The sequence below is a fragment of the Streptomyces tsukubensis genome, assembly GCF_003932715.1.
GTDB classification, from domain to species: Bacteria; Actinomycetota; Actinomycetes; order Streptomycetales; family Streptomycetaceae; genus Streptomyces; species Streptomyces tsukubensis.
This window is the reverse complement of sequence record NZ_CP020700.1, coordinates 3,897,171-3,924,160: the sequence shown is the minus strand read 5'-3', so window position 1 is coordinate 3,924,160 and position 26,990 is coordinate 3,897,171. Positions and strand designations below refer to the sequence as shown.

General features: G+C 69.6%; 25 protein-coding genes. 13 read left to right on the top strand and 12 right to left on the bottom strand.

Annotated elements, in window-relative coordinates:
- The first annotated feature begins 346 nt into the window (after positions 1-346).
- Complete coding sequence (locus B7R87_RS15850; protein ID WP_130584990.1) at positions 347-3,094, top strand: transglycosylase domain-containing protein; 2,748 nt, start codon at positions 347-349, stop codon at positions 3,092-3,094.
- A 129-nt stretch (positions 3,095-3,223) separates the two neighbouring features.
- Positions 3,224-4,741, top strand: coding sequence for a glycosyltransferase family 87 protein (locus B7R87_RS15845; RefSeq protein ID WP_006348071.1), 1,518 nt, complete (start codon positions 3,224-3,226; stop codon positions 4,739-4,741).
- 59 nt (positions 4,742-4,800) lie between these two features.
- On the opposite strand, the gene B7R87_RS15840 is transcribed toward B7R87_RS15845, so the two are convergent.
- The 3 genes from B7R87_RS15840 to B7R87_RS15830 all read right to left on the bottom strand — a co-directional run bounded on the left by B7R87_RS15840 (position 4,801) and on the right by B7R87_RS15830 (position 7,707).
- Entirely contained in the window at positions 4,801-5,832 is a 1,032-nt protein-coding gene (locus B7R87_RS15840; protein ID WP_006348072.1) for an alanine racemase, read from the bottom strand.
- Between the two features lie 138 nt (positions 5,833-5,970).
- Positions 5,971-7,089: a lipid II:glycine glycyltransferase FemX gene (locus B7R87_RS15835; RefSeq protein WP_006348073.1), complete on the bottom strand. Its 1,119-nt coding sequence runs from the start codon at positions 7,087-7,089 to the stop codon at positions 5,971-5,973.
- Positions 7,090-7,398: 309 nt separating this feature from the next.
- Positions 7,399-7,707 (bottom strand): hypothetical protein, encoded by a 309-nt coding sequence (locus B7R87_RS15830; protein WP_006348074.1) that lies wholly within the window; start codon positions 7,705-7,707, stop codon positions 7,399-7,401.
- Positions 7,708-7,987: 280 nt separating this feature from the next.
- On the opposite strand from B7R87_RS15830, the gene rpsF reads away from it, so the two are divergent.
- The 4 genes from rpsF (at position 7,988) to rplI (ending at position 9,723) form a co-directional block, all read left to right on the top strand.
- Positions 7,988-8,278 (top strand): 30S ribosomal protein S6, encoded by a 291-nt coding sequence (rpsF, locus tag B7R87_RS15825; RefSeq protein WP_005482942.1) that lies wholly within the window; start codon positions 7,988-7,990, stop codon positions 8,276-8,278.
- Between the two features lie 71 nt (positions 8,279-8,349).
- Entirely contained in the window at positions 8,350-8,955 is a 606-nt protein-coding gene (locus B7R87_RS15820) for a single-stranded DNA-binding protein (protein WP_006348075.1), read from the top strand.
- A gap of 66 nt (positions 8,956-9,021) precedes the next feature.
- Positions 9,022-9,258, top strand: coding sequence for a 30S ribosomal protein S18 (gene rpsR / locus B7R87_RS15815; RefSeq protein ID WP_006348076.1), 237 nt, complete (start codon positions 9,022-9,024; stop codon positions 9,256-9,258).
- Between the two features lie 18 nt (positions 9,259-9,276).
- Positions 9,277-9,723, top strand: coding sequence for a 50S ribosomal protein L9 (rplI, locus tag B7R87_RS15810; RefSeq protein WP_006348077.1), 447 nt, complete (start codon positions 9,277-9,279; stop codon positions 9,721-9,723).
- A gap of 141 nt (positions 9,724-9,864) precedes the next feature.
- Here rplI and B7R87_RS15805 read toward each other — a convergent pair whose 3' ends face one another.
- Entirely contained in the window at positions 9,865-11,202 is a 1,338-nt protein-coding gene (locus tag B7R87_RS15805; RefSeq protein ID WP_006348078.1) for an MATE family efflux transporter, read from the bottom strand.
- A 426-nt stretch (positions 11,203-11,628) separates the two neighbouring features.
- Here B7R87_RS15805 and dnaB point away from each other — a divergent pair, with 426 nt between their 5' ends.
- Positions 11,629-13,125, top strand: coding sequence for a replicative DNA helicase (gene dnaB / locus B7R87_RS15800; RefSeq protein WP_006348079.1), 1,497 nt, complete (start codon positions 11,629-11,631; stop codon positions 13,123-13,125).
- Here dnaB and B7R87_RS15795 read toward each other — a convergent pair whose 3' ends face one another.
- Positions 13,126-13,644, bottom strand: coding sequence for a GNAT family N-acetyltransferase (locus tag B7R87_RS15795; protein WP_040915563.1), 519 nt, complete (start codon positions 13,642-13,644; stop codon positions 13,126-13,128).
- A gap of 94 nt (positions 13,645-13,738) precedes the next feature.
- Between B7R87_RS15795 and B7R87_RS15790 the strand changes: the two genes are divergently transcribed.
- Positions 13,739-15,124: a serine hydrolase domain-containing protein gene (locus tag B7R87_RS15790; protein ID WP_006348081.1), complete on the top strand. Its 1,386-nt coding sequence runs from the start codon at positions 13,739-13,741 to the stop codon at positions 15,122-15,124.
- On the opposite strand, the gene B7R87_RS15785 is transcribed toward B7R87_RS15790, so the two are convergent.
- From B7R87_RS15785 to B7R87_RS15760, 6 genes are all read right to left on the bottom strand, one after another.
- Positions 15,061-15,606 carry a MarR family winged helix-turn-helix transcriptional regulator gene (locus B7R87_RS15785; protein ID WP_006348082.1) on the bottom strand — a complete coding sequence of 182 codons (546 nt, stop codon included), beginning with the start codon at positions 15,604-15,606 and terminating at the stop codon, positions 15,061-15,063. The genes B7R87_RS15790 and B7R87_RS15785 overlap by 64 nt on opposite strands.
- A 119-nt stretch (positions 15,607-15,725) precedes the next feature.
- Positions 15,726-16,586, bottom strand: coding sequence for a GNAT family N-acetyltransferase (locus tag B7R87_RS15780; RefSeq protein WP_006348083.1), 861 nt, complete (start codon positions 16,584-16,586; stop codon positions 15,726-15,728).
- Positions 16,587-16,591: 5 nt separating this feature from the next.
- The gene (locus B7R87_RS15775; protein ID WP_006348084.1) at positions 16,592-17,158 is read right to left on the bottom strand and encodes a hypothetical protein; all 567 of its coding nucleotides are present in this window, start codon (positions 17,156-17,158) and stop codon (positions 16,592-16,594) included.
- Between the two features lie 227 nt (positions 17,159-17,385).
- Positions 17,386-17,865, bottom strand: a complete 480-nt coding sequence (locus tag B7R87_RS15770; protein ID WP_006348085.1) for an NUDIX domain-containing protein — start codon at positions 17,863-17,865, stop codon at positions 17,386-17,388.
- A 71-nt stretch (positions 17,866-17,936) separates the two neighbouring features.
- Positions 17,937-18,827, bottom strand: a complete 891-nt coding sequence (locus B7R87_RS15765; protein ID WP_006348086.1) for a LysR family transcriptional regulator — start codon at positions 18,825-18,827, stop codon at positions 17,937-17,939.
- A 213-nt stretch (positions 18,828-19,040) separates the two neighbouring features.
- Entirely contained in the window at positions 19,041-20,177 is a 1,137-nt protein-coding gene (locus tag B7R87_RS15760) for a cystathionine gamma-lyase (RefSeq protein WP_006348087.1), read from the bottom strand.
- A 274-nt stretch (positions 20,178-20,451) separates the two neighbouring features.
- Between B7R87_RS15760 and B7R87_RS15755 the strand changes: the two genes are divergently transcribed.
- The 4 genes from B7R87_RS15755 (at position 20,452) to B7R87_RS15740 (ending at position 23,143) form a co-directional block, all read left to right on the top strand.
- Positions 20,452-20,769 carry a cupin domain-containing protein gene (locus B7R87_RS15755; protein WP_006348088.1) on the top strand — a complete coding sequence of 106 codons (318 nt, stop codon included), beginning with the start codon at positions 20,452-20,454 and terminating at the stop codon, positions 20,767-20,769.
- 144 nt (positions 20,770-20,913) lie between these two features.
- Complete coding sequence (locus tag B7R87_RS15750) at positions 20,914-21,132, top strand: DUF5326 family protein (protein ID WP_006348089.1); 219 nt, start codon at positions 20,914-20,916, stop codon at positions 21,130-21,132.
- A gap of 305 nt (positions 21,133-21,437) precedes the next feature.
- Positions 21,438-22,529 carry a helix-turn-helix domain-containing protein gene (locus B7R87_RS15745; protein ID WP_332903349.1) on the top strand — a complete coding sequence of 364 codons (1,092 nt, stop codon included), beginning with the start codon at positions 21,438-21,440 and terminating at the stop codon, positions 22,527-22,529.
- Positions 22,530-22,708: 179 nt separating this feature from the next.
- Positions 22,709-23,143: an SsgA family sporulation/cell division regulator gene (locus B7R87_RS15740; RefSeq protein WP_006348091.1), complete on the top strand. Its 435-nt coding sequence runs from the start codon at positions 22,709-22,711 to the stop codon at positions 23,141-23,143.
- A gap of 55 nt (positions 23,144-23,198) precedes the next feature.
- Here the strand turns inward: B7R87_RS15740 and B7R87_RS15735 are convergent, their stop codons facing one another.
- Positions 23,199-24,857, bottom strand: a complete 1,659-nt coding sequence (locus tag B7R87_RS15735) for a YibE/F family protein (RefSeq protein ID WP_187144553.1) — start codon at positions 24,855-24,857, stop codon at positions 23,199-23,201.
- 243 nt (positions 24,858-25,100) lie between these two features.
- Between B7R87_RS15735 and thiC the strand changes: the two genes are divergently transcribed.
- Positions 25,101-26,912, top strand: a complete 1,812-nt coding sequence (gene thiC / locus B7R87_RS15730; protein WP_006348093.1) for a phosphomethylpyrimidine synthase ThiC — start codon at positions 25,101-25,103, stop codon at positions 26,910-26,912.
- Positions 26,913-26,990 lie beyond the last annotated feature (78 nt).

The window sequence follows — 26,990 nt, the reverse complement described above, 5'->3', positions numbered from 1 at the left end:
TACTGCCCCGACTCTCTATGACGTGCTGATGTATCGACTCGATACATCAGCACGATAGGACGGCGAGGCTCCTGCGACAAGGGGGGTCATGGTGAACGGGGTCACATCGCCAAATCGTTCTGGCCAACTTGCCTGTTTTGGGATGAACTTCAGCGTCGGGATGGATTTGTTCGTGCGTAGTCTGTGCGGATGCAGACCGCCGGGAACCACATGACGGCCCCAGTCGTCATCGCCGTGGGTGCACTGCGGACGAGCCCTTCACGAGGCCGGTCTGCATCCATGCCGGGGGGACCGGAAGTCAACTGCCGCTTCCAGGCGTTTCGCCTGCCCGAGGAGTAGTCGTTCGATGAGCGAGCACCGTCGCAAACCGCCGCAGACCGGCGGACGGGCGGCTGCCAGGCGCGATGCCCAGCAGCCATCCGGCCGCCGTGCCGCCCCCACCGGGGACACCGGCTCCGTCTCCCCTTCCGCCTCCCACGGCGAGGAGCGTCCTTACGGCGGCCGCGCCGAGGCCCGGCGGGCCGCCCAGCGCGGCGGCCGCCGCCGGGTGGATCCCGCTGCCGCCGGAGGCGGCCGGGGCGGGCGCGGCGGGCGCCGCGCCGGCGGGGCCGGCCACCACGATCCGGGCGGTGGCGGCCCTCGCAAACGGCGACTGATCGACTACCCGCGGTACGACAAGGACGGCTGGCGCCGCTGGACGCCCTCCTGGAAGCTGGTGACCGGGCTGGCGCTGGCCTTCTTCGGCACCCTGATGGGCGCTGCGACGCTGGCGTACGCCTGGGTGGACGTCCCCGACCCCCGTAAGCAGGCGGAGGCCGAGAACAACGTCTACTACTGGTCCGACGGCTCCCAGATGGCCGCGACCGGCGGTGAGGTCAACCGGCAGAACGTGGGCATCGAGCAGATCCCCGTACATCTGCAGAACGCCGTGAAGTCCGCGGAGAACAAGACCTTCGACTCGGACTCCGGCATCGACCCCAAGGGCATCAGCCGCGCCCTGGTGAACATGGCCCGCGGCCAGCAGACCCAGGGTGGCTCCACGATCACCCAGCAGTATGTGAAGAACGCCCGGCTCGGCGACCAGTCGCAGACCATCAGCCGTAAGTTCAAGGAACTCTTCATCTCCATAAAGGTCGGCACGGAGATGAAGAAGCCGGAGATCATGGCCGGCTATCTGAACACCTCCTTCTACGGCCGGAACTCCTACGGGATCCAGGCCGCGGCGCGTACCTACTTCGGTGTCGACGCCAAGAAGCTGACCGTCGCCCAGTCCGCCTTCCTGACCACCCTGCTCAAGGGCGCGACCTACTACGACCCGGCCGGAGCCACCGACTTCGACGAGGCGGCCACGGCGGAAGCCAATACCAAGCGGGTGACCGAGCGCTGGAACTGGGTCCTCGACGAGATGGTCAAGGACGGCCACCTCGACAAGGCGGAGCGGGACAAGACCGTCTTCCCCAAGGTCCTCGACCCCGCCAAGCAGGCCAAGCTCGGCGGCCAGGTCGGCTATCTCGTGGACCTCGCCAAGGCGAACTTCCTCTCGAACAACAAGCAGCTCACCGCCGCGGACCTCTCCCTCGGCGGCTACGAGATCCACACGACCTTCAACAAGAACCAGGTCAAGCTGCTCGAAGAGTCCGTCAACAAGGTCTACAAGAAGAACATCGACCCGAAGAAGCGTCCCGACAAGGACACCCACGTCCAGTTCGGCGGCGCTTCGATCGAACCGAAGACCGGGAAGATCGTCGCGATCTACGGCGGATCCGACGCGACCAAGCACTTCACCAACAACGCCGACAACACCGGTGCCCAGGTCGGCTCGACCTTCAAACCGTTCGTCCTCGCCTCCGCGATGGAGGTCGGGGTGCGCGATCCGGAGGGCGGCCGGGTCCAGACGGCGTCCCAGCGCACCAAGATCGACCCCGACAAGACGGTCTACAACGGCAAGAACAAGCTCAAGATCAAAAATTACGACGGGTCGATCTGGCGCAACGAGGAGGGCAAGGAGTGGCTCCAGGTCAACGACGGTGACACGGACTACAAGAACATCAACCTCCGCGAGGCGATGATCGACTCGGCGAACAGCCCGTTCGTGCAGCTCGGTATGGACATCGGCGTTTCGGAGGTCCGCAAGGCCGCCGTCAAGGCCGGACTGCTGGAGAGCTCGCTCAACAAGTCCGATGTGCCCTCCTTCTCCATCGGCATCTCCACCCCGAGCGCCATCCGCATGGCCAGCTCCTACGGCACCTTCGCCGCCGAGGGCCAGCAGCGCGACCCGTACTCGGTGGAGTACGTGAAGAAGGGCGGCCGGGAGATCTACCGCCACGAGGACAAGCCGACCGACGGTTTCTCCCCCGCCGTCGCCAACAACGTCACCGATGTGCTGGTCGACGTCGTCGAGAAGGGCACCGGCACGAACGCCAAGGTCCCGGGCCGCCAGGTGGCCGGCAAGACGGGCACCACCGACGGCAACAAGTCGGCGTGGTTCGTCGGCTACACCCCGCAGCTGTCGACCGCGATCGACATGTACCGCCTCGACGACGACGAGAAGAACACCAAGCGCGCGTTCCTGGAGATGTTCGGCACCGGTGGCCAGGACAAGATCCACGGTTCGTCGTTCCCGTCCGACATCTTCGCGGACTACATGGGGAAGGCGCTCAAGGGCACCAAGGTGCTGAAGTTCCCCGAGCCCGAGCCGATCGGCGAGGCGTACTGGGGCGGCGGCGCCTCCAGCCCCCCGCCGTCGAAGTCCGAGGAGCCGTCGAACACGCCCTCGACGAATCCGCCCTCGACGAACCAGCAGACCCAGAAGGAGTCGAAGTCCCCGCCGGCCACCGGCAACTCCCCCGACCCCAGTAACTCCTGCAAGCCCTGGGACAACTGGAGCTGCGGTACCAACAACGGCGGCAACAACAACGGGGGCACCGACGGCGGCAACAACAACGGGGGCACCGACGGCAGCGCCGACAACGGCGGTAGCGCCAATAACGGCGGCACTGCCAACAACGGTGGCAACTCCAATAACGGCGGCAACTCCAACAACAACGGTGGCAACAGCAACGGTCTCGTGATCGGCGGGCCTCAGGAGGAGTAGCCCTCCGGCCCGTCCGCGCCCTGCGAGGGCCGTGGCATCCGGCACCCGCGGTTCCGTGTCCCGTACCCGGCCGCACCGGATTCCACGGCCCTCGCGGCGTACCCCCACCCGTACGGCAGGATGTGCACCATGCCCAGCGCAGAGAAGACGACCGTGCCCCCGGACGACCGGCCGGATGTACGGCCCACCCGGCGCGATTCCGTCGCGGCGGCCGGCAGTGAGCTGATCGGCGGCCCGGCCGGCCGCTGGGCCCTGCGCGTCCGCGGCGGCTATCCGACCCCCGTACGCGTGGTGGCGCTGACCGCCATCGGGATGTTCGCCCTGGGCATGGTCCAGAAGATGCCGTGCTACGACTGGGCCTGGTTCCGCGGCGCCAGCTCCCAGTACACCCACGCCTGCTACTCCGACATTCCGCACCTCTTCGTCGGGCGCGGCTTCTCGGACGGGCTGATTCCGTACTTCGACCGGCTCCCCGGCGATATGGAGTACCTGGAGTACCCCGTACTGACCGGGCTCTTCATGCAGATCGCCGCCTGGCTCACCCCCTCGGGCGGACCGATCCAGGACCAGCAGCAGCTCTACTGGATGGTCAACGCGGGCATGCTGATGGTCTGCGCCGTGATCATCGCGGTCTGTGTCTCGCGGACCCACGCCCGCCGCCCCTGGGACGCCCTCCTGGTCGCCCTGGCCCCCGCCTTCGCCCTGAACGCCACCATCAACTGGGACCTGCTCGCCGTCGCCCTGACCGCCGCGGCGATGCTGATGTGGTCCCGCAGCCGGCCGCTCGCCTTCGGGGTGCTGATCGGTCTGGCGACCGCCGCCAAGCTCTATGCGCTCTTCCTGCTCGGACCGCTGCTGGTGCTCTGCTGGCGGGCCGGGAAGTGGCGGGAGTACGGACTGGCGGTCCTGGGCGCCGCGGGCTCCTGGCTGCTGGCCAATCTGTACGTGATGCTGGCGGCGCCCGAGGGCTGGCGGAAGTTCTACACCTTCAACCAGGAACGGGACATCGACTTCGGGTCCGTCTGGCTGATCGCCGTCCAGCGCTTCGATATCGCGATCACGGCCGAGGAGGTCAACCGCTACTCCCTGTTCCTGGCGGTGCTGGCCTGCGCGGGCATCGCCTGGCTGACCCTGAGCGCACCCCGGCGGCCGCGGTTCGCGCAGGTCGCCTTTCTGGTCGTGGCCGCGTTCATCCTGACCAACAAGGTGTACTCACCGCAGTACGTGCTCTGGCTGATCCCCCTGGCGGTGCTGGCCCGGCCGCGCTGGCGGGACTTCCTGATCTGGCAGGCCTGCGAAGTGGCGTACTACCTCGGCATCTGGATGTACCTGGCCTACACCACCAGCGGCAACCAGCGGCAGGGCCTGCCGCCCGAGGGGTACCACTTCGCGATCGCCCTGCATCTGCTGGGGACGCTGTATCTGTGCGCGGTCGTCGTACGGGACATCCTGCGGCCCGAGCGGGACGTCGTGCGCCAGGACGGGGCGGACGACCCCTCGGGCGGGGTGCTCGACCGGGCGGACGACGTCTTCGTGCTGGGGCGGGAAGGAGCCTACGGAACCGGCCACGGCGATACGGAGGGGCCGAAGGTGGCCTGGGGCTCCGCGGACCCCGAAGGCCGTACGGTGCCGCCGAGCGGCTCATAAGAGACGCCCCGGGAGCTGCCGTACGCGGCTCCCGGGGCGGCTTCGTCAGGGGATGCCGGTCAGCGCTCTACGATGCGGTCGAACTGGGTCGTGGTGTGCCGCAGATGCGCCACCAGCTCGTCGCCGACCCGCGGCTCCTGCGCGTCCGCCGGGACGAACAGAATCGACACCTGCATATGCGGCGGCTCGGCGAACCAGCGCTGCTTGCCCGCCCAGACGAAGGGCGACAGATTGCGGTTCACGGTCGCCAGACCGGCCCGGGCGACCCCCTTGGCCCGCGGCATCATCCCGTGCAGCGCCTTGGGCGCCTCCAGGCCGACGCCGTGGGACGTACCCCCGGCGACGACCACCAGCCAGCCGTCGGACGCGGCCTTCTGCTGGCGGTAGCCGAACCGGTCGCCCTTGGCGACGGGGGTGACGTCGAGGACGGAGCCGCGGTATTCGGTGGAATCGTGGTCGCCCAGCCAGAGGCGGGTGCCGATCCGGGCCCGGAACCGGGTCTGGGGGAACTGCTGGCGCAGCCTGGCCAGCTCCTCGGCGCGCAGATGGCTGACGAACATGGTGTGCAGGGGCAGCCGCGCGGACCGCAGCCGGTCCATCCAGGTGATGACCTCCTCGACGGCGTCGGAGCCGTCGGTGCGGTCGAGCGGGAGATGGAGCGCGAAGCCCTCCAGCCGCACATCGTCGATGGCGGTCGTCAGCCGGGCCAGATCCTGCTCGGAGACGCCGTGGCGCTTCATGGTGCTCATGCACTCGATGACCACGCGGGCGCCGACCAGGGCGTGCACCCCGTCGACCGACGATACGGAGCGGATCACCCGGTCCGGCAGCGGCACCGGCTCCTCACCACGGCGGAAGGGCGTGAGGACCAGCAGATCGCCGCTGAACCAGTCCTTGATGCGGGCGGCCTCGTACGTCGTGCCGACGGCCAGCATGTCGGACCCGAAGCGGGTCGCCTCCTCCGCCAGCCGCTCGTGTCCGAAGCCGTATCCATTGCCCTTGCAGACCGGTACGAGCCCGGGGAACTGGTCGGTCACCGACTTCTGGTGCATCCGCCAGCGGTTGGTGTCGACGTACAGGGAGAGCGCCATGGCCGGCCCGGAACCTTTCTGGTGGCTGCGGTGTATCGAAGGTGTGGACAGAAACGGGGGGATCGCGTGATCTACGAGGTTACGGGGTGGGGACCACCGGCGGCGGAAGCGCCCGGGGCGCCGGTGGTCCCGCCGGGATCAGCGGCGCGACATATACATGTCCAGGGCCTTGTGCAGCAGCTTGTTGAGCGGGAAGTCCCACTCCCCGACGTACTCGACGGCCTCGCCGCCGGTGCCGACCTTGAACTGGATGAGGCCGAAGAGATGGTCGGTCTCGTCGAGGGAGTCGCTGATGCCGCGCAGGTCGTAGACGGTGGCGCCCATGGCATAGGCGTCGCGGAGCATCCGCCACTGCATCGCGTTCGAGGGCCGGACCTCACGGCCGATGTTGTCGGAAGCCCCGTAGGAGTACCAGACGTGGCCGCCGACGACGAGCATCGTCGCCGCGGACAGGTTGACGCCGTTGTGCCGCGCGAAATAGAGGCGCATGCGGTTGGGGTCCTCGTTGTTGAGGACGGTCCACATCCGCTGGAAGTACGAGAGCGGGCGCGGGCGGAACCGGTCGCGCACCGCGGTGATCTCGTACAGCCGCTGCCACTCCTCCAGGTCGTAGTAGCCGCCCTGGACGACCTCGACCCCGGCCTTCTCGGCCTTCTTGATGTTCCGGCGCCAGAGCTGGTTGAAGCCCTTGAGGACGTCGTCGAGGGAGCGGTTGGCCAGCGGCACCTGGTAGACGTAGCGGGGCTGGACGTCACCGAAGCCGGCACCGCCGTCCTCGCCCTGCTGCCAGCCCATCTTGCGCAGCCGGTCGGCGACCTCGAAGGCGCGGGGCTCGATATGCGTCGCCTCGACGTCCCGCAGCCGCTTGACATCGGGGTCCTGGATACCGGCCTTGATGGCGGGGGCGTCCCAGCGGCGGATGACGACCGGCGGGCCCATCTTCACGGAGAAGGCGCCCTGCTGCTTGAGGTGGGCGAGCATCGGCTGCAGCCAGTCGTCCAGATTGGGGGCGTACCAGTTGATGACCGGACCCTCGGGGAGATACGCGAGGTACCGCTTGATCTTGGGCAGCTGGCGGTAGAGAACCAGTCCGGCACCCACGAGCTGACCGTGCTTGTCGAACCAGCCCAGGTTCTCCGAGCGCCACTCGGTCTTCACGTCCGACCACGCGGGGACCTGGCAGTGGCTTGCCGACGGCAGAGACTGGATGTACGCCAGATGCTGCTCTCGGCTGATGGTCCTCAGTGTCAGGCTCATATGGGGCGCTCCTCGGCAGGTGTGTCCCCATGGGTCAGGGGCTCCGGCTCTCGCGCCGAAGCCTACTGGGCTGGAGGAGCGCCCCGAATGGGCACGTTCGATGTCGCTGTTCGACGTGGCCCGTCGGCCGTTGGGGTGATCCACTGGACGCCGGACCCGCCCGGCCCGGCTCTTGTTGGATCTTGCGTGCCCGCGGGCGCGGGGCCGCCGGGGGAACGCGGGGCGCCGGCGGTCCGGGCTGTGAACGGACGGGGGGCCGGGGTGCCGGTGGATCACCGGTACCCCGGCCGTGGTGGCGCCCGGCGGCGGTCAGCCGATGAGACCGCCGAAGAGGCCGCCGTGCGCCATGCCCAGGAAGAAGCCCGCGGCGGATGCCCCGAGCCCCAGGATCAGGATGAAACGTTCACGGGTCGTCGCGGAGATGAACTGTCCGTAGCCGCCCGTGAGGGTGCCGATCAGGCCCGTCCATGAGCTGAGCAGATGGAGGGAGGGGAACCACGACGACACAAAGGCCAGCACGCCCAGGACCAGGGTCACCCCGGCCAGGGTGTCCTGAAGGGGATGAGGCTTGCCGTCCGTGGCGAAGAGGGATGTCTGACGTCGCACTGCCTGTGCCATGCGGCACCTCCTGGCGTTGCCGAGCGCGGCGCTTCGTAGTGCCGCGCACACCCGATGTGTACAGATTGCGCCCCCCGGCCGCCGGATTTCAACCGCAAGCACCTCTCCGGGTACTCTGAACGGTCTGCGCGGTGTCGGCCCAGGCTGCCGACCGATCCGGCATAGACGGCCGGTGAGTGTCAGTGGGCCCTGCTTTACTCGACACCGTTGCAACAACGCATCACGACCCTCCTGCCACGGAACGACCGTGGCCGCTGAGTCCAAAGGAGGTGGGTTCCACATGCGTCACTACGAGGTGATGGTCATCCTCGACCCCGATCTGGAGGAGCGCGCTGTCGCCCCCCTGATCGAGAACTTCCTCTCCGTCGTCCGTGAGGGCAACGGAAAGGTCGAGAAGGTCGACACCTGGGGCCGTCGTCGTCTCTCGTACGAGATCAAGAAGAAGCCCGAGGGCATCTACTCGGTCATCGACCTGCAGGCCGAGCCTGCGGTCGTCAAGGAGCTCGACCGCCAGATGAACCTGAACGAGTCGGTCCTCCGGACCAAGGTCCTCCGCCCCGAGACCCACTGAGCATCCGCTCAGAGGTCAAAGGGTTCGAGTAGCAGCAAGCAGCCAAGCAATCCCCGCCGAGAGGTTCACCCATGGCAGGCGAGACCGTCATCACGGTCGTCGGCAATCTCGTCGACGACCCCGAGCTGCGCTTCACCAACTCCGGTGCGGCGGTCGCGAAGTTCCGTGTCGCGTCCACCCCGCGCACCTTCGACCGTCAGACCAATGAGTGGAAGGACGGCGAGAGCCTGTTCCTGACCTGCTCGGTCTGGCGGCAGGCGGCGGAGAACGTCGCCGAGTCGCTCCAGCGCGGCATGCGTGTCGTCGTGCAGGGCCGGCTGAAGCAGCGGTCCTACGAGGACCGCGAAGGTGTGAAGCGCACGGTCTTCGAGCTGGATGTCGAGGAAGTCGGCCCCAGCCTCCGGAACGCCACGGCCAAGGTCACCAAGACCGCCGGTCGCGGTGGTCAGGGTGGTCAGGGTGGTGGCTACGGCGGTGGCCAGCAGGGTGGCGGCAACTGGGGCTCCGGCCCCGGCGGCCAGCAGGGCGGTGGGGCTCCCGCCGACGACCCCTGGGCCACCGGTGCTCCCTCCGGCGGCGGTCAGCAGGGCGGCGGAGGCAACTGGGGTGGAAACTCCGGCGGCTCCAACGCTTCCGGCAACTCCGGCGGCGGCTACTCGGACGAGCCCCCCTTCTAGGCGTCCCGCGCCGGGACACCAGGGGTGCTCGTTACTCCCCATTCTTGATCACACAGGAGATACACCATGGCGAAGCCGCCTGTGCGCAAGCCGAAGAAGAAGGTCTGCGCGTTCTGCAAGGACAAGACCGTGTACGTGGACTACAAGGACACGAACATGCTGCGGAAGTACATTTCCGACCGCGGCAAGATCCGTGCCCGCCGCGTTACCGGCAACTGCACGCAGCACCAGCGTGACGTCGCCACGGCCGTGAAGAACAGCCGTGAGATGGCGCTGCTGCCCTACACGTCCACCGCGCGATAAGGGAAGGGTGACCGCACAATGAAGATCATCCTCACCCAGGAAGTCTCCGGGCTCGGTGCCGCGGGAGACGTCGTCGAGGTCAAGGACGGATACGCTCGCAACTACCTGGTCCCGCGCGGTTTCGCGATCCGCTGGACCAAGGGCGGCGAGAAGGACGTGGCGCAGATCCGCCGCGCCCGCAAGATCCACGAGATCGCGACCATCGAGCAGGCCAACGAGGTCAAGGCCAAGCTTGAGGCCGTGAAGGTGCGTCTGGCTGTTCGCTCCGGCGACGCCGGCCGTCTCTTCGGCTCCGTGACCCCGGCCGACATCGCCTCGGCGATCAAGACCGCCGGTGGCCCGGAGGTCGACAAGCGCCGTGTCGAGCTCGGTTCGCCGATCAAGACCCTGGGCTCGCACCAGGTGTCCGTGCGTCTGCACCCCGAGGTCGACGCCAAGCTCGGTGTCGAGGTCGTCGCCGGCTGACGGCAGTCTTTGACTGAGCAGACAGAGGGCCGTACCCGCTGGGTACGGCCCTTTGCGCTGTTCGGAGTCCTGTCCGGTGCGCCTGCCGGTGGGGCACCGGGGGATCCGTCGGGCGTCTGCCGTTTCACGTGAAACAGTGGCTCAGCGGGTTGCTCCCGTGACGAGCCAGCGCCCGGAGCGGGTCCGTACCCAGAGCGTTGCCATCCGTACGGCCATCATCAGGCCCATTGCCCACCACAGGGCGGTGAGACCTCCGCCGAAGACGGGGATCAGCAGGGCGACCGGGGCGAAGACTGCCAGGGTCACCAACATGGCTCCGGCGAGATAGGGGCCGTCCCCGGCTCCCATGAGAACGCCGTCGAGGACGAAGACGATCCCGGCGACCGGCTGGGTGAGCGCCATGACCAGCAGGGCGGTCAGCAGCGCATCGTGGACGGCGGGATCGCTGCTGAACAGGGGCAGGAAGAGCGGGCGCAGCAGTACCAGCAGCAGCCCGAAGACCATTCCCGAGACCAGGCCCCACTGCACCATCCGGCGGCCGACCTGGCGGGCTCCCTCGGTGTCTCCGGCTCCCAGGTAGCGGCCGATGATCGCCTGGCCGGCTATGGCGATGGCGTCCAGGGCGAAGGCCGTGAGGCTCCAGAGGGAGAGCACGATCTGATGGGCGGCGATCTCGGTGTCGCCCAGGCGGGCGGCGACGGCGGTGGCGATCATCAGGACGGCGCGCAGGGACAGCGTACGGATCAGCAGGGGGACCCCGGCCCGTGCGCTGGCCCGTATGCCCGCGGCATCGGGGCGGAGCGGGGCCCGGTGCCGTCGGGCGCCCCGGACGACGACGACCAGATAGGCCACGGCCATGGCGTACTGGGCGATCACGGTGCCCCAGGCGGATCCGGCGATTCCGAAGCCGGCTCCGTAGACGAGCAGAACGTTCAGTACCGCATTGGCACTGAAGCCGCCGACCGCGACATAGAGCGGGGTGCGGGTGTCCTGGAGGCCGCGGAGCACTCCGGTGGCGGCCAGCACGATCAGCATGGCGGGGATGCCGATGAGGGAGATGCGCAGATAGGTGACGGCGTAGGGGAAGGCGGTGTCGGAGGCTCCGAAGGCGTCGATGACCCGGGGGGCGAGCGGGAAGGTCACGGCAACGACGGCCGCGCCCAGGATGACCGCGAGCCAGATGCCGTCCATGCCCTGGCGGATCGCCCCCGGCAGATCACCGGCCCCGACCCGGCGGGCCACGGCGGATGTGGTGGCGTAGGCGAGGAAGACGAAGACGCTCACCGCGGTCATCAGCAGAGCGGCGGCGATGGCGAGCCCCGCGAGCTGGGCGGTGCCGAGATGGCCGACGATCGCACTGTCGACCATGACGAAGAGGGGTTCGGCGACCAGGGCGCCGAACGCGGGAACGGCGAGGGTGATGATCTCTCGGTCATGGCGTCGCCGGATCGCCTTCGGCGGTGCGGAGGCCTGGGTCATATGCACAAGGTAATCGTCCACAGGTAAGAGATGCAAGTGATCTGTGATCCTTACCTCTACTGAGGGTGACGGCTTGGCGCTGGGCCGTTTGTTCCGTTCGTGCTCCGGTTGGGAAACTTTTTCTCCCCCACAGCCCGTGGATGGAAAAAGTGCAGGTCAAGGCTGGTCTCTCGCGGAGAGGCCCTGGTTGTCCACAGTGCTGTCCCCCGGTCCGTGCACAGGTTCCGGGGAGTTACCCACAGCATCTGGTCGCTCATCCACATGGCCTGTGGATAACCAGATTGGCTGACGGTGGCGAGCGGCCTAACGTGGACCGTTGCTCGACGCGCCGGAAGCCGGGTCGGGCCACTCGATTTGTCAGTGCTGTGCCGTAGAAAGAAGGGGCACGGCGAGGTCCGCTCAGCGGACGGGAGGAAGGTGGCCCGGGTGAGCATTTCCGAGCCCTTGGACGACCCGTGGGCGGCCGACGGAATCCCCGGCGACCGTCTGCCCGTCTCCCGTTCCCGCCGTGACGACCGCGGCCCTGACCGCCGTGGCGGCCGGGACGACCAGCACGACCGCGGCCGGGACGGCGGTGGCTGGGACGGTGGCGGCGGAGGTTTCGAGCGGGTGCCGCCCCAGGACCTGGACGCCGAGCAGTCGGTGCTGGGCGGCATGCTGCTCTCCAAGGACGCCATCGCGGACGTCGTGGAGATCATCAAGGGGCACGACTTCTACCGGCCCGCCCATGAGACCGTCTATACGGCGATTCTCGACCTGTACGCCCGCGGGGAGCCCGCTGACCCGATCACGGTCGCTGCCGAACTGGTCAAACGCGGTGAGATCACCCGGGTCGGCGGAGCGTCCTACCTCCACACCCTGGTTCAGTCGGTCCCCACCGCCGCCAACGCCTCGTACTACGCGGAGATCGTCCACGAGCGGGCGGTGCTGCGCCGGCTCGTGGAGGCGGGCACCAAGATCACCCAGATGGGATATGCGGCGGACGGCGACGTCGACGAGATCGTCAACTCCGCCCAGGCCGAGATCTACGCCGTCACCGAGCAGCGGACCAGCGAGGACTACCTCCCCCTCGGGGACATCATGGAGGGCGCGCTCGACGAGATCGAGGCGATCGGCTCCCGCAGCGGCGAGATGACCGGGGTGCCGACCGGTTTCACGGACTTCGACTCGCTGACGAACGGACTCCACCCCGGTCAGATGATCGTCATCGCGGCCCGTCCTGCCATGGGAAAGTCCACCCTGGCGCTGGACTTCGCCCGGGCCGCGTCCATCAAGAACAATCTGCCGAGCGTCATCTTCTCCCTCGAAATGGGGCGCAACGAGATCGCGATGCGTCTGCTGTCGGCGGAGGCCCGGGTCGCGCTGCACCATATGCGCTCCGGCACCATGACCGACGACGACTGGACCCGGCTGGCCCGCCGGATGCCGGACGTCTCCCAGGCACCGCTGTACATCGACGACTCCCCCAATCTCTCGATGATGGAGATCCGCGCCAAGTGCCGTCGGCTGAAACAGCGCAACGACCTCCGGCTGGTCGTCATCGACTACCTCCAGCTGATGCAGTCCGGCGGTTCCAAACGGGCCGAGAGCCGTCAGCAGGAGGTCTCGGACATGTCGCGTAACCTCAAGCTGCTGGCGAAGGAGCTGGAGCTTCCGGTGATCGCGCTCTCCCAGCTGAACCGTGGCCCCGAGCAGCGCACCGACAAGAAGCCCATGGTCTCCGACCTGCGTGAATCGGGTTCCATCGAGCAGGACGCGGACATGGTGATCCTGCTGCACCGCGAGGACGCCTACGAGAAGGAATCCCCCCGCGCAGGAGAGGCCGACCTGATCGTCGCCAAGCACCGTAACGGTCCGACGGCCACGATCACGGTCGCCTTCCAGGGCCACTACTCCCGCTTCGTGGACATGGCCCAGACCTGATCACCCCGGGGTGTCCGGACCGGTCCGGTGCCAGGCTGTCTCGTAGTAGCGGACGCGGTGGTCCTCGCCGGTCAGATGCATGCCCGCGGCGGTCATCACATGGTGGGACGGGGTGTTGTTGTGGTCGGCATCGCCCTTGACCCGGGTGATGCCGAGGGCGCGGGCATGGGCGAGGACGGCGCGGAGGGCCTCGGAGGCATAGCCGCGGCCCCGGGCCGAGGGGATCAGCCCGTAGCCGACGGTGACGCTGCCGGTGCTGTCGGCGGGGCCGTGGAAGTCCACCCCGCCGATCGCCCGTCCGTCGGAGCGGAGCCGTATCTCGAAGGCGCCGGGGTGCGGACGGCCGGCGGTGGCACGGGTGCGGGTGTCGAGAAAGCGGCGGGCCGCGGAGCGGTCGTCCGTCATGGGGTAGCCCGGTGCCCACGCCGCTCCGGGAAACGGGACGCCCTCCGCCAACTGCCCGGCCTCTTCCGGGGTCAGCGGATGCAGGACGAGTCGCTCGGTCACAAGATCTTCCATGGAGATGGCCTAGCACGGTACGCGGGCCCGGCGCATCGGATAAACGCCCGGGTGCCGTCGGACATCGAGGCCCGCGGTTGGTAGACCTGGTCCCATGATCTCTTCATCTCTGACGGAACGTCTGCTGCCCGCCACCGAACGGGCTCTACTGCACAGCGTGGCCGCGGCGCAGGCCGAAGGACGGTCGCCCTCGCTCTCCGCGGCGGTGGCCCGCGGTGGCCGGGTCGTCTGGAGCGGTATCCGGTCCGCCGACGGGGGGACGGGGCCGGGCCCCGATCAGCAGTACCGCATCGGCTCCATCACCAAGACCTTCACGGCTGTACTGGTGATGCGGCTGCGCGACGAAGGCCTGCTGGACCTCGGGGATCCGCTGGAGAAGCATCTGCCCGGTACGGATCTCGGCGAGGCGACCATCGCCCAACTCCTGTCCCATACCGCCGGTCTGGCCGCCGAGACGCCCGGCCTCTGGTGGGAGCGGACCCCGGCCGCCCTGCGGCCGGGTCTGGCGGAGGTCCTCGGGGATGCCCCGTTCAAGCACCCCGTGGGACGCCGCTTCCACTACTCCAATCCCGGTTACACGGTGCTCGGCTCCCTGGTCGGGGCCGTGCGCGGAGCCGGCTGGGCCGATGCCGTACGGGAGGAGATCCTGGAGCCGCTGGGCCTGGAGCGGACCAGTGTGCGGCCCCGCGCTCCGTACGCGGAGGGGTGGGCCGTCCACCCCTTCGCAGACGTCCTGCTGCCGGAGCCCGTGGAGGACCTCGGAGTGATGGCCCCCGCCGGGCAGATGTGGTCGACCGCCGGGGACCTGTGCCGCTTCGCCGGATTCCTCGCCGAGGGGGACGACCGGGTGCTCTCCACCGCCTCCGTACAGGAGATGGCCGCTCCGGCCGCACCACTGGAGAGCGGCGAGTGGGACGGCACCTACGGTCTCGGGGTGCAGGTGGCCAGGATGTACGGCCGGACCATGGTCGGTCATACCGGTTCGCTGCCCGGGTACGTTGCCGGGCTCTGGGTGAGCCCGGCCGACGGGGTGGCGGCGGCGACCCTCGCCAATGCCACCTCGGGCCCCCAGCCCTGGGCCGTCGCCGCCGAACTCGTCCGGACGGTGGCGGAGGCCGAGCCGAGGCTGCCCGAGCCCTGGCGCCCGCTGCCGGACGCGGATCCTGAGCTGTTGGCCCTCACCGGCCCCTGGTACTGGGGAGCGAAGCCCCATGAGCTGCGGCTGCTCCCGGAGCGGGGTCTGCTGCTCACCCCGGTCGGGGGATACGGGCGCGGGGCACGTTTCCGGGCGGCGGAGGACGGTACCTGGACCGGGCTCGACGGGTACTACGCGGGGGAGACCTTGAGGGTGGTCCGACGGGCGGACGGCTCGGTCCGCCATCTCGACCTCGGCTCGTTCGTCCTCACCCGTGAGCCCTACGAGCCCGGCGCAGGGGTCCCGGGGGGTGTGGACCCGGGGGGCTGGCGCGGTACGCCCTGAGCGGGGGCCGGCACGGATACGGCCCGGGCGGAGGTGTTCAGCTGCTCGACGGTGCGCACCAGCGGGGCGAGCGCGGGATCCTCCGCGGCCTCGTCGAAGGCCCGGCGCAGCGCCGCGTCATGGGTGGGACGGGCCTCGTCGAGCAGGGCCAGTCCGGCTTCGGTCACCTCGGTGCAGATCCCGCGGCGGTCCGTGTCGCAGAGATAGCGGGTCAGCAGCCCCCGGTCCTCCAGCCGGGTCACCAGCCGCGTCGTGGCGCTCTGGCTCAGTACGACCGCATCGGCGACCTGCTTCATCTGGCGGTGTCCGCCCGGACCTTCGTGCCGGCGGCTGAGCACATCCAGCAGGGAGTACTCGCGCACGCTCAGACCGTGGCCGCTCCGGAGTGCGTGCTCGACGCGGGACTCGACTCTTCCGTGCAGCAGGGAGAGCGCGGACCAGTTCCGGGCGAGGCCGGTGAGCGCGGGATCGGTGGCGGGCAAGGAAATTCTCCTCCGGTACGCGTCCGTGCCCGGAGCGCCGGGGCAACGGGCCTCCAGGCTAAGGGCTGTGCAATATCCCGCGTGTGCAATCGTCGGAGGAGGTACGGCGGGCGGACGGGTCAGCCGGTGGCGACGGACAGGGGAGCGAAGGAGCGCCGCCAGTCGCCGGGAAGCCTGTCGATTCCATAGGTCATCAGGACGGTCGAGCCGACCGGCTCCATCCCGTGTCCGACGGCCCAGTCCAGCAGATCCCGGTGGCGGCCGTCGATATCGGTACGGACCGGTCCGCCGGCGGATCCCGCCGCCGCGACGAGCAGCGCCCGGGCCGTCCCGGAGTCCTTCGCGGTCAACGGCCCGATCTTGTGCTGTTCGGAGCTGTCCCAGACCGCCGCGAAGCCCGTGAGGCCACGGCTGTCCTCCGCCACCCACAGCCGCTCGGTCAGGCCGGGCAGCCGGGTGATGACCGAGGTGCGGTCCAGGCCGAAACACTCGGCGTCCAGTTTCACGATGGAGGGGATGTCCTCGGCGGTCGCCCGCCGGGTCTTCACGTCCGTGACCGAGCCGGCCGCGGACGGGGAGAGCCGGCCCCTGACCCGTTCGACGTGCCCGACATCGGTGAAGCCCAGCTTCTGGTAGAGCGGCTGCCCGTACGGCGTTGCGTACAGCACCAGCGGGGTCCTGCCCGCCGCCTCCATGACACGGTCCATGAGCCGGCGCCCCATGCCCTGGTGGCCGTACCGGCGGGCGACGAGCAGTTTGCCGACGGCCGCGAGATCGCTGCCGTACGGGGTCAGAACGCAGCAGGCCGCCAGCCCCTTGCCCTCGGGGTCGTCGATCCCCATGGCCGTTCCCGCCGCCAGGAGCAGTCCCCAGGTGCTTTCCTCCCGGGACCAGCCGCGGTCCTCGGAGAGGTCGGCGCAGGCTGCGAGGTCGTCCCTGGTGAGTCGGCGGATGGGCAGTTCGGGGAGCGCTGTCGACATAGAGGTCAGACTGTACGCCGTGGTGATCGCTCGTCCAGTGCTTTCCGGGAACTGATCTCTGCCCGCAACCGACGGCCGCGCCGTGTCGGTCCCCAGGGCTTGAGCACGGAGACGGCCGTCATGAACAGATAGGCGCAGAACGAGACGATCGGTCCCGCCATCAGGTCCACCGGGGCGGGACCGGCACCGGACGTGACGGTCTCGACCGTGGCGTCGACCCCCGGACGCAGTGCGAGGACCGTGGCGGTCAGCGTCGTCAGAGTGAGCCAGAACTTCATGAGCACCCAGCGGTGGCGGGCCAGACCCCAGGGCGTACCGAGTGCCAGCAGCAGACCACTGCCCAGAGTCGCCAGGGCCAGGGGAAGCACCAGCCAGTCCGTGAACACCTTCATCGACCGTACGGCGGCCTCGGTGGCAGCACCGGGTCCGGCGGCCGTACTCGCCGAGGGGTCCGCGGTGACGGCGGTGATGGAGAGGGCGATCAGCCCGAGGGTGAGCCCGAGCCATCCGGCGGACGCGGAGACATGGACGACGAGCAGGGTTCGGCGGGCGGGGCGGCTGAGTTGTTTCACGTGAAACACCGTGCCGGGGACGGCCGGAACCCCGCGTCCGCCTCCGGGAGGCACCTGCGGTACGAGCCCGGGAGTAGCCGGGGCGGCCCCGGCTCGGCGGCGGGGAGTGTTTGCCCAGGCCGGGGCAGGTCCGGGAGCCCATGGCGCTCTGCCCTGTCGGACGGCGGCACTGGTCGGACCGGGCCCGGTCGGGAGCCCGGCAGGATCCGCAGGAAGCCGTCGAGGCCTCAGCCCAGGTCGGGTGCGTGCAGGGCCCGGACGCCCTCGATATTGCCGTCGAGGTAGTGGCGGAGGGAGAGCGGGACCAGATGGACCCCGGCGATCCCCATCCGGCTGAAGGGCACCCGGACGATTTCGTACTCGCCCTGCGGCTCGTCGATCTCCGGGCCGTGCCGCTGCGCCGGGTCCATGGACACCAGCCTGCAGACGAAGAAGTGCTGCACCTTGACCCCGGTCACACCACTGCCCGTGTGGTGCTCCACGGTGTCGACGAAGCAGGGCACGACATCGGTGACTTTGGCGCCCAGCTCTTCGTTCATCTCCCGGTGGAGCGCGTCGACGACGCTGGCGTCCGCCGCTTCCACTCCGCCGCCGGGGGTGAGCCAGTACGGATCCACGCCGGGCCGGGTGCGTTTGATCAGGATGAGATCGTCGCCGTCGAGGAGGACGGCACGGGCGGTGCGCTTGACCACGGGACGTTCGGTCATGCCAGGACCATGGCCCGTACGGCGTGTCCTGAAACTCCCGGTGGCTTTGCGCCGTCCGTACGGGAGCCCGGTCACCAGTCCGCGGCGGCCCGCATCAGCCAGTCGTGCGCCCGGGAGATATGCGGGAGCGCCAGGGTCCCGGCCCGTACGACGAGGAAATAGGTCCGCAGCGGGGGCACCGGAGGTTCCAGCAGGGTCACCACCCGGCCCCGGTCCAGCGCCTCCTCGCAGAGGTAGCGCGGCAGGACGGCCAGTCCGGCGCCCGCGGCGGTGCTCTCCAGGACGGCCCGCAGATCGGGGGCGATGACGGTGCCCGCGGCGGCGGGCGGGGATTCGAAGACGGTGGCCCAGTACCGGGAGACCAGGGGCAGCGATTCATGGACCTCGACGACCGGAAGCTGTTCCAGCACCACCTGTCCGGCGCGCAGGACGTCCGGTCCGAGGCGGGCGGCCCAGCGGGGCGATGCGACCAGGACGTGTTCCTCGTCGCAGAGCGGAGTCGCGGTGAGGAGCCCGCCGCGCGGCCGGGCCGTGGTGATGGCCAGATCGTGGTGTCCGGCGGCCAGCCCCTCCAGGGACTCCTCGGCCTTGCCGAACGCGGCGCGCAGCGCGAGCCCCTGGGAGAGCAGCGGCGTGAGCGCGGGCAGGGCGCGCAGGGAGGTGAATTCGGGCGGGCCGGCCAGATGCAGCGTCCGTACGCCCGCTTCCTCGTCGAGCCCGGATTCGGCGATCTCCACCAGGGCGTCGAGATGCGGGGCGGCCCGGTGGGCGAGTTCGTCGCCGACGCTGGTGGGGGTGACCCCCCGGGCCTGCCGCAGGAAGAGGGGTTTGCCCAGTTGCCGTTCCAGGGTGCGTATCTGACCGGTCACCGCGGGCTGGGAGAGCCCGAGGAGGGCGGCGGCGCGGGTGAACGAACCGGCCCGGTGCACCGTGACGAACGTCCGCAGCAGGGCCAGATCCATTGCCGAGCGCCTCCTCCACCGACGGTGTCCGCGGATCGGACAACTATAAATAAGTCGATTGGTTGCTGTCGCTACTGTGATTGGACACTGACGCAGAGTCAACTAGCCTTGTGGGGCGGTTCTTCGGGGAGGAACCGGGGCGGTCCGAGCCATGAGGGGGGAGGCTCGGACCGCCCGCCGAGAGACGGACCGGGCCTGCCGGGAAGACGGTTCTCAGCCGATCGGGCCCGCGGCCTCGTCCAGTGCCCGCAGCACATCGGCAACCAGATCGTCGGTGTCCTCGGCACCGGCCGACAGCCGGATGAAGCCTTCCGGGACCGCGTCCCCGCCCCACCGCCCGCGCCGCTCCGCCGAGGAACGGACCCCGCCGAAGCTGGTCGCGTCGTCGACCAGACGGAGGGCGTCGAGGAAGCGTTCGGCATGGTCGCGGTCGGGCAGGACGAACGAGAGCACCCCGCCGTACCGCCGCATCTGCCGTCCGGCCAGGGTGTACGAGGGGTCCGTCGGCAGCCCCGGATACCGCAGCCCCGTCACCTCCGCCCGCTCGCCCAGCGCCCGCGCCAGGGCCAGGGCGTTGATGCACTGCCGGTCGATCCGCAGATGCAGGGTGGCCAGCGACCGGTGGGCCAGCCAGGTCTCCATGGGCCCCGGGATCGCCCCGACCACCTTCCGCCAGCGCCGTACGTCCGCCGCCAGTGCGGTATCGCGGCAGGTCACATGCCCGAGCAGCAGATCGCCGTGGCCGGTCATGCCCTTGGTGTCACTGGCCACCGAGAAGTCGGCGCCCAGCGCCAGCGGACGCTGGGCGAGCGGGGTGGCCAGGGTGTTGTCGACGGCGACCAGGGCACCCTGCGCATGGGCGACCCGCACCATGCGGCGGATATCGCAGACGTCGAGCCCCGGATTGGACGGGCTCTCGACCCACAGCAGCCTGGCCCCCTCCAGGACCGACAACTGGGCGTCGCCCGCGGTCGGCGCGGTGCGCACCTCGATGCCGTACGCCTCCAGCTGATCGCGGACCAGAGGCAGCGCCTGGTAGCCGTCGCTCGGCAGGACGACGGCGTCGCCGGCGCGCAGCGTGGAGAACAGCACGGCGGACACGGCCGCCATACCGGAGGCGAACACCGTGGTCTCGACGGGCTCGCCCGGCGCCTCCAGCTCCCCGATGGCCCGCTCCAGCAGGGTCCAGGACGGGTTGGTGTCGCGGCCGTAGGTGTACGGACCGGTGGGCTCGCCCGGCAGATGGAAGTGGGCGGCGAACGCCGGTCCCGGCAGGGTGGGCTCGTGTTTCACCGGCTCGGGCAGCCCCGCCCGTACCGCTCTGGTGCCGTCTCCGATGCCCGTGTCCATGGCCGTGGTGCTCCTCTCGTCGGCCGGGCTCCGCCCGGTTCCGCCCGCGCCGGGCGTCCGGTGACCGGCCGTGCGCGATCCCCGCGCCGTTCGTTCGTGCTCCGACCGTACGTTCTCCGGAAGCTTCCGTTCCTCCTCCGACCGCCAGGTGGGACGGCCCCGCCCCTGCGCACCGGACCGGCGGACCGCCGCTCCGGTGCCCTTGACGAGGCAATTCCTTCCTGTGTCTGATCGTGGCAGACATGATCGGGGCGAGAGGCAGGGGCGGCGCACGATGAAGGCATTCCGGCTGGACGAACTGGAGGCGGAGCGCGCCGCCAACGACGGCGCGTATCTGCAGTTCCTGCGTGAGCGGAACATGTCCGTCGGTCTGTACGCGCTCGACGCCGGGGCGCTCGACCCCCAGCAGCCCCACCGCCAGGACGAGGTCTACTTCGTCGTCAGCGGGCGGGCGGCGATCACCGTCGGCACGGAGACGACACCGGTCGCCCGCGGCAGTGTGGTCTACGTACCCGCCGGAGTGCCCCACAAGTTCCACCACATCACCGAGGACCTCCGGGTCATGGTGGTCTTCTCTCCCCCTGAGAGCTGAGCCCCCGGCCGCGGAACCCTAAGGGGCGGCTCAGGGGAGATCAAGGGCCCGGAGCGCCCCGTACGGCTTCCGGCCCGCCTAGCATCGAGGGCGGAAGGCCGGAAATTCCGCCGGGGGAGCCGAAGGGGAGACGAGGTAGGGGCCATGGCTGTACGGGAGATCGTCACGGGACTGCCGTGGTGGGTGAAGTGGGTCGTGGCGCCGGTGCTGGTGCTGCTGCTCTTCGGCGGACTGGTCGCCCATGTCGTCGGAGTCCTGATCGGACTGCTCTTCAAGGCGCTCGCCCTGGTCGCCCTCGTCGGCGGACTGGTGTTCGTCGTAAGGAAGTTCAAGGGGTCGTCGAACTCCCGCGGCGGCTGGTAGCCGCCCGGGCCCGGCGTTAACCCGGCCGGGGGAACCCCGGGGCTTACCAGGTCACACTCGGTTGAATGGCCATTACAGTGGCAGTCCGCCGCTGGGCATGCGGATTCACCACCCTTGTGCGCCCTCTGGTACGCCGGTGAGCGCCCCCTGTGGGTCCGCCCGGCCGGGTACGGGTACGGATGCGGATCGTGGGTACCGGACCGTCACGGGTCCGAGCCGAGCCGGTTGTCCCGGTGCGGCGGCGGGCGCACGGGGACCGACCCCGCGGGCGGGCGCCGACCCGCCACCATGTCAGGGGGTGATCCGTGGCCGTGCCACCGGACGAGCGCATGCCACCGGACGAGCGCGGCACCGGCCCGGCCGCCGGTGTCCCCCGGCCTCCGGCCGTCGGCACACCCACCCTGATCACTTCGGTGCAGCGGGCTCTGCGGCTGCTGGAGGCCGCCTCCTCGTACCCCGCGGGTGCGCCCGCCAAGGTGCTGGCCCGGGTGGCGACGATCCCGCTCCCCACCGCGTACCACCTGCTGCGCACCCTGGTGCACGAGGGCTATCTCCGCCGGGAGAGCGGCGTGTTCGTCCTCGGTGACGCGGTGGGGCGGCTGGGCCCCGAAGCATCCGAAGCACCCGGAGCCACTGAAGCATCCGAAGCACTCGGGTCCGCTGTGCCCGCTGTGCCTGTTGTGTCTTCTGTGTCCACTGTGTCGGCTGTGTCCGCTGTGCAGAATCGTCGCATCAGTCCGGAAGCGAGCACGCTCGGCTCGGAAACGGGCGCGTCAGGAACGGAACCGGACACCGGGTCGGACGAGGGTCCGCGTACGGTCCTCCCTCCGGGACCACGGCCGGAGCCCGGCCCCGCCCGCGGCGCCGCCCCTGGCGCAACGCTGACGGACTCCCTGGAGCACTGGCGGGACGCGATCGGCGCCCCCGTCTACTTCGGCGTCTACCGGGACGGTGAGATCCGGCTGGTCGCCGTCTCGGACACCCCGTACGCCCCCGCCGTCGGCGAATGGGCGGATTTCCGCGAGACCGGCCATGCCCATGCGATCGGTCAATGTCTGCTCGGCCGGCTGGACACCGCCGAACTCCAGGACCATCTCGACCGCCACCCGGTATGCGCCCTGACGCCGTATTCGGTACGGGACCGGAGCACCCTGCTCGAACGGCTGGTGGCCCGGGGGCGCGCGGAACCCGTCGTGGAGCGGCAGGAGTACGCGCTCGACACGGTCTGCGCCGCGATCGCCGTACCGCCGCCCGCGGGCGCCCGTGCCGCGGCGATGGCGATATCCCTCCCTCTCGACCGAGCGGAACGGCTGCTTCCGGCGATTGGGCAGCTCCGGTCGGGGGTGGGCGGACTGTTCGGTTCACTCGCCTTCGCCGGTCGTCTGCCGGACGCTTGACGGTCCTCCGTTCGACCCGTCTATCAGTATCTGAAAAATCACTCCTTGTAGTCCTCTGGTGACTTAGCGCACGATTATGAGGAGAGCGTCAGGGGAATCCTTCCTGACCCGTTTCGCCAGGCTTCAGCAAGAGGCTGCCCACCAGGCCCATCCGGGCTTCCGTCACTGCGGGGTACACGATGCACGAGTCGGTCCAGGCCGAGGTACTGATGAGCTTCCTTGTCTCCGAGGAGCTCTCGTTCCGGATCCCGGTGGAGCTCCGCTATGCGGCCGCGGATCCGTATGCGGTGCGGATGACCTTCCATCTGCCCGGGGATGCGCCGGTGACCTGGGCCTTCGGCCGGGATCTGCTGCTCGACGGGATCGTCGGGCCGAGCGGCGACGGCGATGTGCACATCGCACCGCTGGGGCCGGACGAGTCGGCGGACCTCGGGATCCGGCTCCAGGTCGGCGGGGAGCTCGCCCTCTTCCAGGTCAGCGCGGCACCCGTCGTGGCCTTCCTCGACCGTACGGATCGGCTGGTTCCGCTGGGCCAGGAGCGGACGTTCGGGGATTTCGGCGCCGAACTGGAGCAGGTGCTGCGGAGCATCCTCGCGGAGGAGAACGCGGGCTGAGCTACGGGTCCCCGGGTGCGCCCGGGGACCCGTACCCCCGTACGGCGGTCGGCCGTCACCGCTTGCGGCGGCGCCCCTTGCCGCCGCCCAGTCCCGGCAGCCCGCCGCGGCCCGCGGGCCGGCCTTCCGGAACCGGCCCGCCGACCGCCGGCTCCGGCTCGCCGGACATCTGCGGCAGCCGCGCCCCGGCCCCTTCGGCCGGGTGCCCGGAAGTGTCGTCGGCGCCGTTCCGGACGCGGGTGTCGGGCCGGTCGGCGGAGACGACCAGCGCGGCCAGGGCCGTGGTCACCGGAACCGACGCGACCAGACCGATCGACCCGATCAGCGTCCGGACGATCTCTTCCGCGACCAGCTCGCTGTTGGCGACCGTCCCCACCCCGCTCTGCGCGATGCTGAACAGCAGCAGCAACGGCAGTGCGGCGCCCGCATAGGCGAGGACCAGGGTGTTGACCACGGACGCGATGTGGTCGCGTCCGATCCGGATGGCGGCGCGGTACAGCGCGCGCGGCCCCATGTCCGGATCCGCCTGTCGCAGCTCCCATACCGCCGATGTCTGGGTGACCGTCACATCGTCGAGCACACCGAGCGAACCGATGATCACACCGGCCAGTAGGAGTCCGCTCATGTCGATGCCCGGATAGAGCCCGTGGATCAGCCCGGTGTTGTCGTCGGTGTTGCCCGACAGCGCCGCCCAGTCGATGAACAGCGAGCCCAGCAGCCCGATCAGCAGCAGGGAGATCAGCGTCCCGAGGACCGCGACCGAGGTACGGGCGGTGATGCCGTGACAGGCATAGAGCGCGATCAGCATGATCGCACTGGCGCCGACCACCGCGACGGCCAGCGGATTGGAGCCCTCCAGGATCGCGGGGAGGATGAACAGCGTCAGTACGGCGAAGGAGGCGGCCAGCGCGATCAGCGCCATCACCCCGCGCATCCGCCCCACCAGCACCACGACCAGGGCAAAGACACCGGCCACCACGGCGAGCGGGAACCGGCGGTTCACGTCGATGACCGAGTACTGGAGGTCGCGGGGCGCATCGGGGGCGTACGCCACCACGAGCTGCTGCCCCCGCTCCAACTGCCGTGACGCGTCCGGCTGGACGATCTCGGCGATGATCCGGTCCATATGCGGCCCGGAGGTGATCCTGATGGTCGCCTTCTTGCAGTCGCCCTGCTGCGCCGCGACGGCTTCACGGCCCTGGGGCGTACTGGTGTCACCGGTCGGCGGCACCTGGGCGGAGTTCACCGACTTGCAGTCGATCGGGTCGACGCGGGTGACGACCGCCTGTTCGGTCTGGCGGTCGAAGCCGACGCCGGTGCGTTCGTGGCCGGGCGCGGAGCCGGGCCAGAGGATGGCCAGACCCACGACAACGGCCGCGGCGAAAGGAATCAGCACCGCGGCGATGATGCGGCGCAGATGGCGCGAGACGGGGGCGGCCGGGCCGTGACCGTGGCTGTGCCCATGCCCATGCCCGTGCCCGTGCCCGTGAAGGTGTGGGGGGGCCGGAGGTGTCGGCGGTGGGGGCGCGTGCGCGTGTTCGTGGCTCCGGGCGGAGGCCGGGGCGGGTGCCCGGGCGGGCGTCGGGGGAGGTGCCGCGGCGGAGGCAGGGACGGGGTCGGGGCCGGGGCCGTACCCCTGACCACCGCCGTCCGCCGCACCGTACGCGAACCGGGAGTCGGGACCCCCCTGGGGACCGGGCGCTGATGACGTCACCGACCGATCATCGCAAGAACGGACGGGGGCCCCTGTTCAGCACGCCAGAAATGACGCTAGCGTGGTGTCACCTTTGCACACGCGGGAGCTCGGAGCACCGGGCTGAGAGGGCGCTGACCTCCGTCGACGCACCACCGGACGTATATGCGGGACATATACGCGCCGAGGGTGCCGGTCACGGGAATCGCTGCGTCGACCGCCGAACCTGTTACCGGGTAATGCCGGCGTAGGGAGTAGGTCTTCATGACCGTTCAGGATGCACGCACGCCTGCCGTCGTACCTGCCGCCCCGGTGGCGGCCGACGGCGTTCGTACGCCCGGCTGGCACAAGGGGTACATCGAGGGCTCGCGCCCCGATCTCCGGGTGCCGGTCCGTCAGGTGCACCTCACCAATGGCCGGGACGTGACGCTGTACGACACCTCCGGCCCGTACACCGACCCCACCGTCGAGACGGACGTACGCCGCGGGCTGCCGCCGCTGCGGGAGAACTGGATCGTCGCGCGCGGCGACACCGAGGAGTACGCGGGCCGTCCGGTGCGCCCGGAGGACGACGGCGTCCGGCACACGTCGCCGCGCGGAGGGCTGCGCAATCTCGACGCGGTCTTCCCGGGGCGGCCGCGCCAGCCGCGCCGGGGCCGCGCCGGACAGGCGGTGACCCAGCTCGCGTACGCCCGCCGGGGCGAGATCACCCCCGAAATGGAGTTCGTGGCGCTGCGGGAGAACGTTTCTCCCGAGGTCGTACGGGAGGAGATCGCCGCCGGCCGGGCGGTGCTTCCCGCCAACGTCAACCACCCCGAGATCGAACCGATGATCATCGGCAAGCGGTTCCTGGTGAAGGTCAACGCCAATATCGGCAACTCCGCGGTCACCTCTTCCATCGAGGAGGAGGTCGAGAAGATGACCTGGGCCACCCGCTGGGGCGCTGACACGGTCATGGACCTGTCCACCGGGCGCAATATCCACACCACCCGCGAGTGGGTGCTGCGCAACTCCCCGGTCCCGATCGGCACGGTGCCGCTCTACCAGGCACTGGAGAAGGTCGACGGCCGGGCCGAGGAGCTGAGCTGGGAGGTCTACAAGGACACCGTGATCGAACAGGCCGAGCAGGGGGTGGACTATATGACCGTCCACGCCGGGGTGCTGCTGCGGTACGTCCCGCTGACCGCGCGCCGGAAGACCGGCATCGTCTCGCGCGGCGGTTCGATCATGGCGGCCTGGTGTCTGGCACACCACAGGGAATCGTTTCTGTACGAGCATTTCGAGGAGCTGTGCGAGATCCTCGCGGCGTACGACGTCACCTACTCCCTCGGTGACGGGCTCCGGCCGGGGTCGATCGCGGACGCCAACGACGAGGCGCAGTTCGCGGAGTTGCGGACGCTCGGGGAACTCAACCGGATCGCCAAGCGTATGAATGTGCAGACGATGATCGAGGGCCCCGGTCACGTTCCGATGCACAAGATCAAAGAGAACATCGACCTCCAGCAGGAGATCTGCGAAGAGGCACCCTTCTATACGCTCGGCCCGCTGACCACCGATGTGGCGCCCGCCTACGACCACATCACCTCCGGTATCGGGGCGGCGATGATCGCCTGGTGGGGCACGGCGATGCTCTGTTACGTCACGCCCAAGGAGCACCTCGGTCTGCCCAACCGGGACGACGTCAAGACCGGTGTCATCACCTACAAGATCGCGGCGCATGCGGCCGATCTCGCCAAGGGGCATCCGGATGCCCAGGAGTGGGACGACGCGCTGTCGGACGCCCGTTTCGAGTTCCGCTGGGAAGATCAGTTCAATCTGGCGCTCGACCCCGATACGGCCCGGGAGTTCCATGACGAGACCCTGCCCGCCGAGCCCGCGAAGACGGCGCATTTCTGTTCCATGTGCGGTCCCAAGTTCTGCTCGATGAAGATCAGCCGTTCGATCGCGGAGCAGTTCGGCGGGGACGAGGCGGCGGCGCAGGGAGCGAGCGACGAGGAGATCGCGGAGGGCATGCTCCGGAAGTCCGAGGAGTTCGCTGCGAGCGGGAACCGCGTCTATCTGCCACTGGCCGACTGATCAGGGCCGTACGGGACCGCGTACGCACTGCCGGTGCCGGGGAGTTTCTTTCGGATCAGGCCGGATCAGCGAGCCCGG

Coding starts and splice junctions, on each gene's coding strand:
- rpsF (WP_005482942.1), top strand. CDS start 7,988: ATGCGTCACTACGAGGTGATGGTCATCCTCGACCCCGATCTGGAGGAG.
- rpsR (WP_006348076.1), top strand. CDS start 9,022: ATGGCGAAGCCGCCTGTGCGCAAGCCGAAGAAGAAGGTCTGCGCGTTC.
- B7R87_RS15755 (WP_006348088.1), top strand. CDS start 20,452: ATGAAGGCATTCCGGCTGGACGAACTGGAGGCGGAGCGCGCCGCCAAC.
- B7R87_RS15850 (WP_130584990.1), top strand. CDS start 347: ATGAGCGAGCACCGTCGCAAACCGCCGCAGACCGGCGGACGGGCGGCT.
- B7R87_RS15830 (WP_006348074.1), bottom strand. CDS start 7,707: ATGGCACAGGCAGTGCGACGTCAGACATCCCTCTTCGCCACGGACGGC.
- B7R87_RS15840 (WP_006348072.1), bottom strand. CDS start 5,832: ATGGCGCTCTCCCTGTACGTCGACACCAACCGCTGGCGGATGCACCAG.
- B7R87_RS15790 (WP_006348081.1), top strand. CDS start 13,739: ATGATCTCTTCATCTCTGACGGAACGTCTGCTGCCCGCCACCGAACGG.
- B7R87_RS15795 (WP_040915563.1), bottom strand. CDS start 13,644: ATGGAAGATCTTGTGACCGAGCGACTCGTCCTGCATCCGCTGACCCCG.
- B7R87_RS15845 (WP_006348071.1), top strand. CDS start 3,224: ATGCCCAGCGCAGAGAAGACGACCGTGCCCCCGGACGACCGGCCGGAT.
- B7R87_RS15805 (WP_006348078.1), bottom strand. CDS start 11,202: ATGACCCAGGCCTCCGCACCGCCGAAGGCGATCCGGCGACGCCATGAC.
- B7R87_RS15770 (WP_006348085.1), bottom strand. CDS start 17,865: ATGACCGAACGTCCCGTGGTCAAGCGCACCGCCCGTGCCGTCCTCCTC.
- rplI (WP_006348077.1), top strand. CDS start 9,277: ATGAAGATCATCCTCACCCAGGAAGTCTCCGGGCTCGGTGCCGCGGGA.
- B7R87_RS15820 (WP_006348075.1), top strand. CDS start 8,350: ATGGCAGGCGAGACCGTCATCACGGTCGTCGGCAATCTCGTCGACGAC.
- B7R87_RS15780 (WP_006348083.1), bottom strand. CDS start 16,586: ATGTCGACAGCGCTCCCCGAACTGCCCATCCGCCGACTCACCAGGGAC.
- thiC (WP_006348093.1), top strand. CDS start 25,101: ATGACCGTTCAGGATGCACGCACGCCTGCCGTCGTACCTGCCGCCCCG.
- B7R87_RS15750 (WP_006348089.1), top strand. CDS start 20,914: ATGGCTGTACGGGAGATCGTCACGGGACTGCCGTGGTGGGTGAAGTGG.
- B7R87_RS15740 (WP_006348091.1), top strand. CDS start 22,709: ATGCACGAGTCGGTCCAGGCCGAGGTACTGATGAGCTTCCTTGTCTCC.
- B7R87_RS15765 (WP_006348086.1), bottom strand. CDS start 18,827: ATGGATCTGGCCCTGCTGCGGACGTTCGTCACGGTGCACCGGGCCGGT.
- B7R87_RS15835 (WP_006348073.1), bottom strand. CDS start 7,089: ATGAGCCTGACACTGAGGACCATCAGCCGAGAGCAGCATCTGGCGTAC.
- B7R87_RS15760 (WP_006348087.1), bottom strand. CDS start 20,177: ATGGACACGGGCATCGGAGACGGCACCAGAGCGGTACGGGCGGGGCTG.